This window comes from Nonomuraea sp. NPDC049624 (assembly GCF_040675255.1).
In the GTDB taxonomy this organism is placed as follows: domain Bacteria; phylum Actinomycetota; class Actinomycetes; order Streptosporangiales; family Streptosporangiaceae; genus Nonomuraea.
This window is the reverse complement of record NZ_JBFAOR010000006.1, coordinates 277,382-290,489: the sequence shown is the minus strand read 5'-3', so window position 1 is coordinate 290,489 and position 13,108 is coordinate 277,382. Positions and strand designations below refer to the sequence as shown.

11 protein-coding genes are annotated in these 13,108 nt (G+C 71.9%); 8 read left to right on the top strand and 3 right to left on the bottom strand.

Annotation, left to right across the window (positions count from 1 at the left end):
- Window positions 1-19: 19 nt before the first annotated feature.
- From AB0J76_RS25985 to AB0J76_RS25975, 3 genes are all read right to left on the bottom strand, one after another.
- Entirely contained in the window at window positions 20-1,264 is a 1,245-nt protein-coding gene (locus tag AB0J76_RS25985; protein ID WP_352322604.1) for an arginine deiminase, read from the bottom strand.
- Window positions 1,261-2,676 (bottom strand): amino acid permease, encoded by a 1,416-nt coding sequence (locus AB0J76_RS25980; protein WP_352322603.1) that lies wholly within the window; start codon window positions 2,674-2,676, stop codon window positions 1,261-1,263. Before AB0J76_RS25980 ends, AB0J76_RS25985 begins: the two co-directional genes overlap by 4 nt.
- A gap of 105 nt (window positions 2,677-2,781) precedes the next feature.
- The gene (locus AB0J76_RS25975) at window positions 2,782-2,997 is read right to left on the bottom strand and encodes a DUF3040 domain-containing protein (protein ID WP_352322602.1); all 216 of its coding nucleotides are present in this window, start codon (window positions 2,995-2,997) and stop codon (window positions 2,782-2,784) included.
- A gap of 226 nt (window positions 2,998-3,223) precedes the next feature.
- Between AB0J76_RS25975 and pyrR the strand changes: the two genes are divergently transcribed.
- From pyrR to pyrF, 8 genes are all read left to right on the top strand, one after another.
- Window positions 3,224-3,769 carry a bifunctional pyr operon transcriptional regulator/uracil phosphoribosyltransferase PyrR gene (gene pyrR / locus AB0J76_RS25970; protein WP_352322601.1) on the top strand — a complete coding sequence of 182 codons (546 nt, stop codon included), beginning with the start codon at window positions 3,224-3,226 and terminating at the stop codon, window positions 3,767-3,769.
- A complete protein-coding gene (locus AB0J76_RS25965) occupies window positions 3,766-4,683 on the top strand; it encodes an aspartate carbamoyltransferase catalytic subunit (RefSeq protein WP_352322600.1) in 918 nt (305 codons plus the stop codon). The genes pyrR and AB0J76_RS25965 overlap by 4 nt, the downstream gene beginning before the upstream one ends.
- A gap of 67 nt (window positions 4,684-4,750) precedes the next feature.
- The gene (locus AB0J76_RS25960; protein ID WP_352322599.1) at window positions 4,751-6,046 is read left to right on the top strand and encodes a dihydroorotase; all 1,296 of its coding nucleotides are present in this window, start codon (window positions 4,751-4,753) and stop codon (window positions 6,044-6,046) included.
- Entirely contained in the window at window positions 6,043-7,149 is a 1,107-nt protein-coding gene (gene carA / locus AB0J76_RS25955; protein WP_352322598.1) for a glutamine-hydrolyzing carbamoyl-phosphate synthase small subunit, read from the top strand. Before AB0J76_RS25960 ends, carA begins: the two co-directional genes overlap by 4 nt.
- Window positions 7,136-10,423 carry a carbamoyl-phosphate synthase large subunit gene (gene carB / locus AB0J76_RS25950; protein WP_352322597.1) on the top strand — a complete coding sequence of 1,096 codons (3,288 nt, stop codon included), beginning with the start codon at window positions 7,136-7,138 and terminating at the stop codon, window positions 10,421-10,423. Before carA ends, carB begins: the two co-directional genes overlap by 14 nt.
- Before the next feature lie 37 nt (window positions 10,424-10,460).
- Window positions 10,461-11,312 carry a dihydroorotate dehydrogenase electron transfer subunit gene (locus tag AB0J76_RS25945; RefSeq protein ID WP_352322596.1) on the top strand — a complete coding sequence of 284 codons (852 nt, stop codon included), beginning with the start codon at window positions 10,461-10,463 and terminating at the stop codon, window positions 11,310-11,312.
- Window positions 11,302-12,279, top strand: coding sequence for a dihydroorotate dehydrogenase (locus AB0J76_RS25940; RefSeq protein ID WP_352322595.1), 978 nt, complete (start codon window positions 11,302-11,304; stop codon window positions 12,277-12,279). Before AB0J76_RS25945 ends, AB0J76_RS25940 begins: the two co-directional genes overlap by 11 nt.
- Window positions 12,276-12,974 carry an orotidine-5'-phosphate decarboxylase gene (gene pyrF / locus AB0J76_RS25935; RefSeq protein WP_352322594.1) on the top strand — a complete coding sequence of 233 codons (699 nt, stop codon included), beginning with the start codon at window positions 12,276-12,278 and terminating at the stop codon, window positions 12,972-12,974. The genes AB0J76_RS25940 and pyrF overlap by 4 nt, the downstream gene beginning before the upstream one ends.
- Window positions 12,975-13,108: the final 134 nt, after the last annotated feature.

Below are 13,108 nucleotides of genomic sequence, written 5' to 3'. Positions count from 1 at the left end.
GGTGCCGGCCGGATGTCCGCTAGATGCCGTCGCGCTCCAGCGGGCAGCTCATGCACCGCGGGCCGCCGCGCCCTCTGCCGAGCTCGCTGCCCCGGATGGTGATGACCTCGATGCCGTTGTCGCGCAGGTGGTTGTTCGTGGTGGTGTTGCGCTCGTAGGCGATGACGACGCCGGGCTCGACGGCCAGGCCGTTGCAGCCGTCGTCCCACTGCTCGCGTTCGGCGGCGTACACGTCCTGGTGGGGGGTCAGGACGGTGATGTCGTCCATGTCGAGGGCGCGGGCGATGGCCTTGTGCATGTCCTGGGGCGGGTGGTCGGTGACCCGCAGCTCCTTGGAGGTCTCGCCCGGCTCGATGGTGTACGCCGGCAACATCCCGAGCCCGGCGTACTTGGTGAACACCCCGACGTCGAGCATGGTCATGACCGTGTCGAGATGCATGAACGCGCGCGCCTTCGGCATGTCCAGCGCCACGATCCGGGTCGCGGACCCGGCCGCGAACAGCCGCTGGGCCAGCATCTCGACCGCCTGCGGCTGGGTGCGCTCGCTCATCCCGACCAGCACCGCGCCGCGCCCGATGACCAGCACGTCGCCGCCCTCCAGGGTCGCCGGGGCCATCGCGTGGCCGGGCAGCCAGCAGTGGAAGCCGCCGTCGTAGGGCCGGTCGAAGCCGGCGGCGAACATCGGGTGGAACCGGTAGACGGCCTCCAGGTTGACCGTCTCGCGCATGCGGGCCTTCTTGCGCATCGCGTTGATCGACACGCCGTCGTAGATCCAGCAGGAGGTGTCGCGGGTGAACAGGTGGTTGGGCAGCGGCGGCAGGACGAAGTCGTCGTCGGCGGTGGTGTGGAAGGCCACCGACTTGGGGTCGCAGCCCATCGCGACCAGCTCGCGCTTGGTGATGCCGCCGGTCAGGTGCATCTGCAGGGTGCCGGCGTCCATGCCGTCGAGGGTGTTGCGGATGTCGTCGATGGCGGTCGGGCCGAGCCAGCGTTCGTCGATGACCGCGTCCAGGATGTGCTTGCGGGCCTCGGGGATGTCCACCACGTCGCGCAGGAGGTCGGCCAGCATGTGGACGACGATGCCGCGCCCGCGCAGCACCCGCTCGAACTCCTCGTGCTCCTCCACCGCGCGCTGCACCCACAGCACGTCGTCGAACAGGAAGGCGTCCTTGTTGCTGGGCGTCAGCCGCTTGAGGGCCAGCTCCGGCTTGTGCAGCAGGACCTGGCGCAGTCGGCCGACCTCTGAATCGACATGAAAGGTCATTTTTCAGATATCCCCTCAGGGCGCCGGACATCACGCGGGCCGTACTCGCCGTGTCTGGCCTTCAGCCAGACGTAGACGGGCACGCCGACCAGCATCATCAGCGTCCCGCCGAGCACGGCGGGGGGCCCGGAGCCGTACGCCATCCAGAACGAGAACAGCAGCGCGAGCACCGCGACGGCCAGGTCGCGGGCCAGCCGGCCGCGGTCGATCCGCCGCTCCCGGGTGACCAGCCAGAACAGCTGCGCGGCGGCCGAGAAGAAGTACGGGATGACCGTGGTGAAGGAGGCCAGCAGCACGATCGTGTCGAAGGCGTTGGCGGAGGCGTAGCCCACCAGCAGCATGAGCGAGGTCAGGACGGTCCCGGCCAGGATGCCCGTCAGGGGCGCGCCGCGGCGGGTGACCACGGAGAAGGCGGGCGGGAACATGCCGTCCTTGGCGGCGGCCAGCGGCATCTCGGCGACCAGCAGGGTCCACCCGTTCAGCGCGCCGATGCCCGAGACGACGGCGCAGGCCGCCATGAGCAGCCCGCCGCCGGTGCCGCCGAACATGTGGTCCAGCGCCGCGGCGAAGGGCGCGGTGGACCCGACGAGCTCGTCCTGCGGCACGGTGCCCATCACGGCGACCGTGCTGAGGATGTACATGACGGCGCACGCCAGCACGCCGATGACGCTGGCCCGGCCGATCGTGCGGACCGGGTCCCTGACCCGGTCGGCCGCGATGGCGGCGCTCTCCACGCCCGAGTAGATGAACAGCGTGACCGCCCCCGCCAGGGAGACGGCCGAGACCCAGCCGCCGCCGCTGGCGTTGAACTGCGGGTAGTTGTCCTGGTGCACGAAGAACAGGCCCACGATGGCCACGAACAGCAGCGGCGCGAACTTCAGGACCGTGGTGACCACCTGGAAGGCGGCCGCGTTGCGCACCCCGGCCAGGTTCACCACGGCCGGGATCCACAGCCCGGTCAGGCCGATGAGGATCGCGCCGAGCGTGCTGCCCCAGTTGAGCCCGAACAGGCCCTGGGCCAGGTACTGGACGTAGCCCACCCACGCCACGGCGATGGCCGCGTTGCCGATCCACGCGGTCAGCCAGAACGACCAGGCGATCCAGAACCCGGCGAACTCCCCGAACGCCTCGCGGGCGTAGGCGTAGGGGCCGCCCGCCGCCGGGGTGCGCCCGCCCAGGCGGCCGAAGACGATCGCCATCGCGATGGCGCCCGCGGTGACCAGGACCATGGAGACCAGGCTCACCGTGCCGAACGCGGCCAGCGAGGCCGGCAGCAGGAAGATGCCGGTGCCCACGACGTTCCCCATGACCAGCGCGACGGCCGCGCCGAGGCCGAGACCGCCGGCGGCCGCCGGGCGCCTCCCGCGCGCCGCCGTGGTCACGCCTTCCGAGGGCGGACGTGGTTCCCCCATGCGTGCCCCCCGCGCGAGTCCCCAGGAAGAGCCGCCGCCGAGCGCGTACGGCCCTCGGGGACGTGCCCTACGCGAAGGACGCCGACACGGGAGGTTGCGGGGGTTTTACCTGATCACGGCGTGCGGCAGGGGGTCGGGTGAACCGGTCAGCAGCAGCACGACGGCGAACACCGCCAGGCACAGCGCCATCAGCGCCAGCGGCCAGGCCAGCGACGCCGGAGCGCCGTGCCGGGACATGGCCGCGTACAGCTCGGGGTCCTCGTCCCTGACCTGCCGGGCGATGGCCTTGAGCACCGACCGCTCGCGTGCCGACAGCGCCATGTGAAACCTCCCCCGAGAAGACTTAGAGCAGGTTTTATACCGGTATGTCGGTAATTGCCAAATTCGCCCGGCTGACCGGGCCGAACGGCCGGCCGGGACGCCCGCCACACCCGGACGGCAGGGCGGGGCGCTCACGTTGTACCAGGTAGCCCCTGGTACTGTGTGTCCCGACCAACACCCTTTTAAGACCCGTCCCGTGAGGCGGGAAAGGTGGTGAGATCCCTCCATGTCCGATTCCAGGGCCGTGCTCGAAGGCCCGGACATCCACCGGGCGCTGACCCGAATCGCGCACGAGATCCTCGAACGCACCAAGGGCGCCGGTGACGTCGTCCTCCTCGGCATCCCGACCCGCGGCGCCACGCTCGCCCGCCGGCTCGGCGACCGCGTCGAGCAGTTCGAAGGGCTCAAGATCCCCGTCGGCTCGATCGACATCACCATGTACCGCGACGACCTGCGCCGCGGCCCCGTCCGCCCGCTGGGGCGCACCGAGCTGCCGCCCGACGGCATCGACGGCAAGGTGGTCGTCCTCGTCGACGACGTGCTCTACTCCGGCCGCACCGTCCGCGCCGCGCTCGACGCGCTCAACGACCTCGGCCGCCCGACCGCCGTGCAGCTCGCCACGCTGGTCGACCGCGGCCACCGCGAGCTGCCCATCCGCGCCGACTACGTGGGCAAGAACCTGCCCACCGCCAAGAGCGAGAAGGTCAAGGTCTACCTCTCCGAGATCGACGGCCGCGACGCCGTCCTGCTCATGAAGGAGGACGACAGGTGAACCGGCACCTCATCTCGGCGGGCGACCTCACCAAGGACGACGCGCTGCTCATCCTCGACACCGCCGAGGAGCTGGCCAGGGTCTCGGAACGATCCATCAAGAAGCTGCCCACGCTGCGCGGCCGCACGGTGGTCAACCTGTTCTTCGAGGACTCCACCCGCACCAGGATCTCCTTCGAGGCGGCGGCCAAGCGGCTGTCGGCCGACGTCATCAACTTCTCGGCCAAGGGGTCGAGCGTCTCCAAGGGCGAGTCGCTCAAGGACACCGCGCTCACCCTGGAGGCCATGGGCGCCGACGCCGTCGTCATCCGCCACGGCTCCTCCGGCGCGCCGCACCGGCTGGCCGGCTGGGTGCGCGGCAGCGTCGTCAACGCCGGCGACGGCACCCACGAGCACCCCACGCAGGCGCTGCTCGACGCCTTCTCGATGCGCCGCCGCCTCGGCGGGCTCGAAGGCCGCCGGGTCACCATCGTCGGCGACGTGCTGCACAGCCGGGTCGCCCGCTCCAACGTGCTGCTGCTCAACACGCTCGGCGCCGAGGTCACCCTGGTCGCGCCGCCCACGCTGCTGCCCGTCTCGGTCGGCACCTGGCCGTGCGAGGTGTCCTACGACTTCGACGCCGTGCTGCCCAAGTCCGACGCGGTCATGATGCTGCGGGTGCAGAAGGAGCGGATGAACGCCGCCTACTTCCCCAGCGAGCGCGAGTACTCCCGCCGCTACGGCCTCGACCGCGACCGCTTCGCCAAGATGCCGGACGAGGCCATCGTCATGCACCCCGGGCCGATGAACCGGGGCATGGAGATCGCCGCCGAGGTGGCCGACTCGCCGCGCTCCACCATCGTGGAGCAGGTCGCCAACGGCGTGACCATCCGCATGGCCGTCCTGTACCTGCTGCTCGGGGGAGAGATCCAGTGAGTGAGCGGAGCGAACGAACCAGTAGGCACAGCATCATGATGATCGTCGTGCCGACGAAGGAGGCACGATGATCATCAAGAACGTGCGGATCCTCGGCGGGGAGCCGGTGGACCTGCGGATCGCCGACGGGCGCATCGCCGAGATCGGCGCCGGCCTCGACGTCGGCCCCGGCGGCGAGACCGTCGACGGCGGCGGCGCGATCGCGCTGCCCGGCCTGGTCGACCTGCACACCCACCTGCGCGAGCCCGGCCGCGAGGACGCCGAGACCGTCCAGACCGGCACCCAGTCCGCGGCCCGCGGCGGCTACACCGCCGTGCACGCCATGGCCAACACCTCGCCCGTCGCCGACACCGCCGGCGTGGTGGAGCAGGTGTGGCGGCTCGGCCGCGAGTTCGGCCACTGCGACGTGCAGCCGGTCGGCGCGGTGACCGTCGGCCTGGAGGGCAGGCAGCTCGCCGAGCTCGGCGCGATGGCCGACTCGGCGGCCCGGGTCCGGGTCTTCTCCGACGACGGCAAGTGCGTCAGCGACGCCGTGCTGATGCGCCGCGCCCTGGAGTACGTCAAGGCGTTCGACGGCGTCGTCGCCCAGCACGCCCAGGAGCCCAGGCTCACCGAGGGAGCCCAGATGAACGAGGGCGTCGTCTCCGGCAGGCTCGGCCTGACCGGCTGGCCGGCCGTGGCCGAGGAGGCGGTCATCGCCCGCGACTGCCTGCTGGCCGCGCACGTCGGCTCCCGCCTGCACGTCTGCCACGTCTCCACCGCCGGCTCGGTCGAGATCATCCGCTGGGCCAAGTCCAAGGGCTGGAACATCACCGCCGAGGTCACCCCTCACCACCTGCTCCTCACCGACGACCTCGTCGAGGAGTCCCCGGTCGGCGCCTACAACCCGATCTACAAGGTCAACCCGCCGCTGCGCACGCACGCCGACGTCCAGGCGCTGCGCGCCGCGCTGGCCGACGGCACGATCGACGTCGTCGCCACCGACCACGCCCCGCACCCGGTCGAGGACAAGGAGACCGAGTGGCCGGCCGCGGCCATGGGCATGATCGGCCTGGAGACCGCGCTGAGCGTCGTCCAGGAGGCCATGGTCGAGACCGGGCTGCTCGACTGGGCCGGGGTCGCCGAGCGCATGTCGATCACCCCCGCCCGCATCGGCCGCCTGTCCGGCCACGGCCGTCCGCTGGAGCCGGGCGCGCCGGCCAACATCACGCTGTACGACCCGTCGGCCCGCACCGAGGTGGATCCCTCCGCCTACGCCTCCAAGAGCAGGAACACCCCGTACGAGGGGATGACGTTGCCCGGCCGGGTGGTGGCCACGTTCCTGCGCGGCACGCCGACCGTTCTCGAAGGGAAGCTGGTTTGAACACCGCGGTGCTCGTCCTGGAAGACGGCCGCGTCTTCCACGGAACTCCTTACGGCGCCGAAGGCGAGACGTTCGGCGAGATGGTCTTCAACACCGGCATGACCGGCTACCAGGAGACCCTCACCGACCCCTCCTACCACCGGCAGATCGTCGCCATGACGGCCCCGCACATCGGCAACACCGGCGTCAACGACGAAGACCCCGAGTCGGGCCGCGTCTGGGTCGCCGGGTACGTCGTGCGCGAGCCGTCCAGGATCGTCTCCAACTGGCGGGCCGACCGCTCGCTCGACGACTACCTCAAGCAGCAGGGCGTCGTCGGCATCGCCATCACCGGCACCCGCGCCCTGACCCGCCACCTGCGCGAGCGCGGCGCGATGCGGGCCGGCATCTTCTCGGCCCCCTCCGCGACGGTCGAGGAGCTCGTCGAGCGGGTGCGGCGCGCGCCCGCCATGGAGGGCGCCGACCTGGCCGCCGAGGTGGCCACGGCCGAGCCCTACGTCGTGCCCGCCGTCGGCGGGAGGCGCTTCACGGTCGCCGCCGTCGACCTCGGCATCAAGGGCATGACCCCGCAGCGCATGGCCGAGCGCGGCTGCGAGGTGCACGTGCTGCCCGCCACGGCCACGTACGAGCAGATCATGGCGGTCGGGCCCGACGGCGTGTTCTTCTCCAACGGCCCCGGCGACCCCGCCACCGCCGACGTGTCGGCGCTGCGGAGCGTCCTCGAGGCCGGGGTGCCGTTCTTCGGCATCTGCTTCGGCAACCAGCTGTTCGGCCGGGCGCTCGGGCTGTCCACGTACAAGCTGCGCTACGGCCACCGCGGCGTCAACCAGCCGGTCCAGGACGTGCGCACCGGCAAGGTCGAGATCTCGGCCCACAACCACGGGTTCGCCGTCGAGGCGCCGATCGGCGAGCCGTTCGAGACCCCCTACGGCCCGGCCGAGGTCAGCCACGTCAACCTCAACGACCGGTGCGTGGAGGGCCTGCGCCTGCTCGACGGGCGCGCCTTCAGCGTCCAGTACCACCCCGAGGCCGCCGCGGGTCCGCACGACGCCGCTTATCTCTTCGACGAGTTCTGTGAGGTCATGAGCCGTGCCCAAGCGTGAGGACATCCGGTCGGTCCTGGTGATCGGCTCCGGCCCGATCGTGATCGGCCAGGCGTGCGAGTTCGACTACTCCGGCACGCAGGCCTGCCGCGTGCTGCGGGCCGAGGGCTTCCGCGTCATCCTGGTCAACAGCAACCCGGCCACGATCATGACGGACCCCGAGTTCGCCGACGCCACGTACGTCGAGCCGATCACCCCCGAGTACGTCGAGAAGATCATCGCCAAGGAGCGCCCCGACGCGCTGCTGCCCACCCTGGGCGGCCAGACCGCGCTGAACACCGCGGTCGCGCTGCACGAGTCGGGCGTGCTGGAGAAGTACGAGGTCGAGCTGATCGGCGCCGACTTCGACGCGATCCAGGCGGGCGAGAACCGCGAGAAGTTCAAGGAGATCGTCGCCAAGGTCGCCCGCGAGCACGGGCTCAACGCCGAGTCGGCCAAGTCGGTCATCTGCCACACGATGGAGGACTGCCTGGCCGCCGCCGGCGAGCTGGGCTACCCGCTGGTCGTACGGCCCAGCTTCACCATGGGCGGCGTCGGCTCCGGCTTCGCCTACGGCGAGGACGACCTGCGCCGCATCGCCGGCGCCGGCCTCGACGCCTCGCCGACCACCGAGGTGCTCCTGGAGGAGTCGATCCTCGGCTGGAAGGAGTACGAGCTGGAGGTCATGCGCGACAAGGCGGACAACGTCGTCATCGTGTGCTCCATCGAGAACATCGACCCGATGGGCGTGCACACCGGCGACAGCGTCACCGTCGCGCCCGCGCTGACCCTGACCGACCGCGAGTACCAGAACATGCGCGACGTGGCCATCGCGGTCATCCGCGAGGTCGGCGTGGACACCGGCGGCTGCAACATCCAGTTCGCCGTCGACCCGCGCACCGGGCGCATGATCGTCATCGAGATGAACCCGCGCGTCTCCCGCTCCAGCGCCCTGGCCTCCAAGGCCACCGGCTTCCCGATCGCCAAGATCGCCGCCAAGCTGGCCATCGGCTACACCCTCGACGAGATCCCCAACGACATCACCAAGGAGACCCCGGCCTCCTTCGAGCCGACCCTCGACTACATCGTGGTCAAGGTGCCGCGCTTCGCCTTCGAGAAGTTCCGCGGCGCCGACCGCACGCTGACCACGCACATGAAGTCGGTCGGCGAGGCCATGGCCATCGGCCGTTCCTTCACCGAGGCGCTGCAGAAGGCGCTGCGCTCGCTGGAGAAGAAGGACTCCGCCTTCACCTGGGCGGGGCCCGTCCAGGACAAGGACGAGCTGCTGGCGGCCTGCCGCACCCCGCACGACGGGCGGCTGCGCACGATGCAGCAGGCCGTGCGCGCGGGCGCGACCGCGGCCGAGCTGTTCGAGGCCACCAGCGTCGACCCCTGGTTCCTCGACCAGCTCCTGCTGCTGGAGGAGGAGGCCCAGGAGATCGCCGCCGCGCCCGAGCTCACCGCCGCCGCGCTGACCCGCGCCAAGCACCACGGCTTCTCCGACGCGCAGATCGCCGAGATCCGCGGCGTCGAGGAGGCCCACGTGCGCGGCCTGCGCCACGCGCTCGGCGTGCGGCCGGTCTACAACACCGTCGACACCTGCGCCGCCGAGTTCGCCGCCAGGACGCCGTACCTGTACTCCACCTACGACGAGGAGACCGAGGTCCCCTCCGGCGAGCGGGAGAAGGTCATCATCCTCGGCTCCGGCCCCAACCGCATCGGGCAGGGCATCGAGTTCGACTACGCGTGCGTGCACGCCTCCTTCGAGCTGTCGCGGGCCGGGTTCGAGACCGTCATGGTCAACTGCAACCCCGAGACCGTCTCGACCGACTACGACACCTCCGACCGGCTCTACTTCGAGCCGCTCACCCTGGAGGACGTCCTGGAGGTCGTGCACGCCGAGCAGCAGACCGGCCCGGTCGTGGGCGTGATCGTGCAGCTCGGCGGCCAGACGCCGCTCGGCCTGGCGCAGGCGCTGAAGGACGCGGGCGTGCCCGTGGTCGGCACCTCGCCCGAGTCGATCCACCTGGCCGAGGAGCGCGGCGCGTTCGGGCGGGTGCTGGCCGAGGCCGGGCTGCCCGCGCCCAAGCACGGCACCGCGCTGACGGTGCCCGAGGCGCTGGAGATCGCCGGGGAGATCGGCTACCCGGTGCTCGTCCGGCCCTCGTACGTGCTCGGCGGGGCAGGCATGGCCATCGTCTACGACGACGAGACGCTGACGACGTACATGGCGGCCCAGGAGGGCGGCCACCCGGTCCTGGTGGACAAGTTCCTCGACGAGGCCATCGAGATCGACGTCGACGCGCTCTACGACGGCCAGGAGCTGTTCCTCGGCGGCGTCATGGAGCACATCGAGGAGGCCGGCATCCACTCCGGCGACTCGGCCTGCGCGCTGCCGCCGCTCACGCTCGGCAGCCACGACGTCAAGCGCATCCGCGCCGCCACCGAGGCCATCGCCGCCGGGGTGGGCGTGCGCGGGCTGCTGAACGTCCAGTACGCCATGTCGGCCGGCGTCCTGTACGTCCTGGAGGCCAACCCGCGGGCCAGCCGTACCGTGCCGTTCGTGTCCAAGGCGACGGCCACGCCGCTGGCCAAGGCGGCGGCCCGGGTGATGCTCGGCTCCTCGATCGCCTCGCTGCGCGCGGAGGGCATGCTGCCGGCCACCGGCGACGGCGGCACGCTGCCGCTGGAGGCGTCCATCGCGGTCAAGGAGGCCGTGCTGCCCTTCAACCGCTTCCGGGGCGTCGACACCGTGCTCGGGCCCGAGATGCGCTCCACGGGCGAGGTCATGGGCATCGACGCGTTCTTCGGCGTGGCGTTCGCCAAGTCCCAGGCCGGGGCCTACGGCGAACTTCCGACCAAGGGACGCGCGTTCGTGTCCGTGGCCAACAGGGACAAGCGTGCGATGATCTTCCCTGTGAAGGCACTGGCCGACCTCGGCTTCGAGATCCTCGCCACCGAGGGCACGGCCGAGGTGCTGCGCCGCAACGGTGTCCATGCCAAGATCGTGCGAAAGCACAGCGAGGGGACCGGGCCCGGAGGTGAGCCTACGAGCGTGCAGGCGATTCTCGACGGCGAGGTGGACCTGATCGTCAACACGCCGTTCGGCAGCCCCGGTCAGTCCGGGCCGCGCCTGGACGGCTACGAGATCCGCACCGCGGCGGTGCTGCGCGGCATCCCGTGCATCACCACCGTCGCGGGGCTGGCCGCGGCGGCGGCCGGGATCCAGGCGATCGTCCGCGGCGACGTCGGCGTGCGGTCACTCCAGGAGCACGCACAGGCACTACGCGGCTGACCCGCGCGGGAGGTGAAGACGACTGGCCGGCACACCTGTGCAGGTGACGGGCACGGTGCTGACGACGCGCCGGGTCGACGCCTACCATGCGCTGACGGTGGTGGCGCCCGGCATCGCCGAGCGTTACCGTCCCGGCCACTTCGTCTCCGTGGCGGTCGGCGGGGCCCACACGTCGATGGTGACGCGCCGCGCGCTGTCCATCCATGACGTCAAGTCCGACTACGGCGGCACGGTCGAGCTCGTCTTCACCGCCGCCGGGCCGGGCACGTCCTGGCTGGCCGAGCGGCGCGCCCGCGACACGCTCGACCTGGTCGGGCCGCTCGGCCGGCCCTTCCCGCTGCCGCGCGACCCGGTCAACTGCGTGCTGGTCGGCGCCGAGTACGGCTCTGCCGTGCTGTTCCCGCTGGCCGACGCGCTGCTGGCGCGCGGCTGCCGGGTCGACTTCGTGCTCGGCGGCGCCGGGGCCGACCGCGTCTTCGGCGCCATGCGGGCCCGCCGCATCGCCGAGACCACGACCCTGACCACCGAGGACGGCTCGCTCGGCCTGCGCGGCAAGGTCACCGACGCGCTGCCCTCGGTGATCGCCGACACCCGGGCCGACGCCGTCTACGCCTGCGCGCCCATGCCGGCGCTGCGGGCGGTGACGGCGGTGGCGATGGAGTTCGACATCCCGGTGCAGGTGGCCGTCGAGGAGCAGATGGCCTGCGGCATCGGGGTGTGCATGACGTGCGTCATCCCCGTCATCGGCGACGACGGCGCGACCAGGATGGTCCGCGCGTGCGCGGAGGGACCGGTGTTCCGGGGGGAGCGGGTGCGCTTCGAGGACGTGGGAACGATCCCGTTCGACGCGCTCGGCGCCCCCGGAGGCGGTGCACGACATGTCAGTTGATATGCGTACGTTTCTGGCGCACGTCGAGCTGGCGAACCCCGTCACCACGGCCGCCGGCTGCGCGGGCTCCGGACGCGAGCTCGCCCAGTTCTTCGACCTCCACCGGCTCGGCGCGCTGACCACCCGGTCCATCACCATGGCGCCCAGGGCGGGCCGGCCGACCCCGCGCATGGCCGAGACGCCCTCCGGCATGCTCAACGCCGTCGGGCTCCAGGGGCCGGGCATCGAGGCGTTCCTGGAGCGCGAGCTGCCCTGGCTGGCCCAGCGCGGCATCAAGACCATCGTCTCGATCGGCGGCGGCACCGTCGCCGAGTACTCCGAGCTGGCCCGCAGGCTCGCCGACGCGCCCGGGGTGACCGCGCTGGAGGTCAACCTTTCTTGCCCGAACATGGAGGACAGAGGGCGTGTCTTCGCGCGCGAGGGCAGCGCCGCGGCCGAGGTGATCGCCTCGGTGCGCTCCATCATGCGCTACGACGTCCCCGTGGTGGCCAAGCTCGCGCCCGACGTGGCCGACATCGTCTCGGTCGCCCGAGCCTGCGTGGACGCCGGCGCGGACGCCCTGTCCATGATCAACAATCCGCTCGGCATGGCCATCGACACCGAGGCGCTGCGCCCGTCGCTGGCCGCCGTCACCGGAGGGCTGTCGGGGCCCGCCATCCTGCCCCTGGCCGTCCGGTGCGTGTGGCAGGTGCACGCGGCCCTGCCCGGGGTGCCGCTGATCGGCATGGGCGGCGTGATGACCGGCAGGGACGCCTTCCAGCTCATCCTGGCGGGCGCCTGCCTGGTCGGGGTGGGCACCGCGCTGTTCCACGACCCCTACGCGTGCCTGCGCATCGAGCGCGAGCTGGAGGACCTGCTGCGGGCACGCGGCTTCCAACGCCTCGCCGACGCCGTCGGCCTGGCCCACCGGCCGCCGGGGAGCGCTCCCCGGCACCTTCCAGTCGACTCCGAGGAGATCTCCCCTTGACGCCCGCACCCATCGCCGTCGCCCTCGACGCCCCCGACCTGGAGACCGCCGCCAGGTGGGCGAGCCTGGTGACGCCGCACGTCAGCACCATCAAGGTGGGCCTGGAGCTGTACCTGCGCTACGGCCCCGACGTGATCGCCTCCGTGCGCGGCGCCAGCGGCGTCCAGATCTTCCTCGACCTCAAGCTGCACGACATCCCCAACACCGTCGCGGGCGCCGCCAAGGCCGTCGCCCGCCTGCGTCCGGCCATCCTGACCGTGCACGCGGCCGGCGGCGCGGCGATGATCCGGGCCGCGGTCGAGTCCGCCCCGCAGACCAAGATCGCCGCTGTGACGATCCTCACCTCGCTGGACGAGTCCGACCTTGACCGCATGGGCCTGGCCGGACCGGCCGACGAGGCCGTGCGCCGCCTGGCGGCCCTGTCGGTCGAGGCCGGGGCCACGGCGCTGGTGTGCTCGCCCAACGAGGTCGCGGCGGTGCGGGCCGAGGTGGGGCCCGGCATCACCCTCATCACGCCGGGCGTGCGCCCTCAGGGGGCCGACGTCCAGGACCAGGTGCGCGTGGCGACGCCCGAGCAGGCGCTGGCCGACGGCGCCGACCTGCTGGTCATCGGGCGTCCGATCACGGGCGCGGCGGACCCGGGAGCGGCCGCCGCCGCCATCGCCGCCTCACTGCGCCGCACGACCGCCTCCTGAACCCAGGCCCGGGGCCGCGGCCCCGGGCGCCCGCCCGCGGCCCGCCGCGCGCGGGTCTCCGTGCGGGCGGAGGCGCGCTTCCAGACGTGCCGCGAGGTGTGCTCGTCCCCGGGGCGGGGGCACGAGCTTCGCGT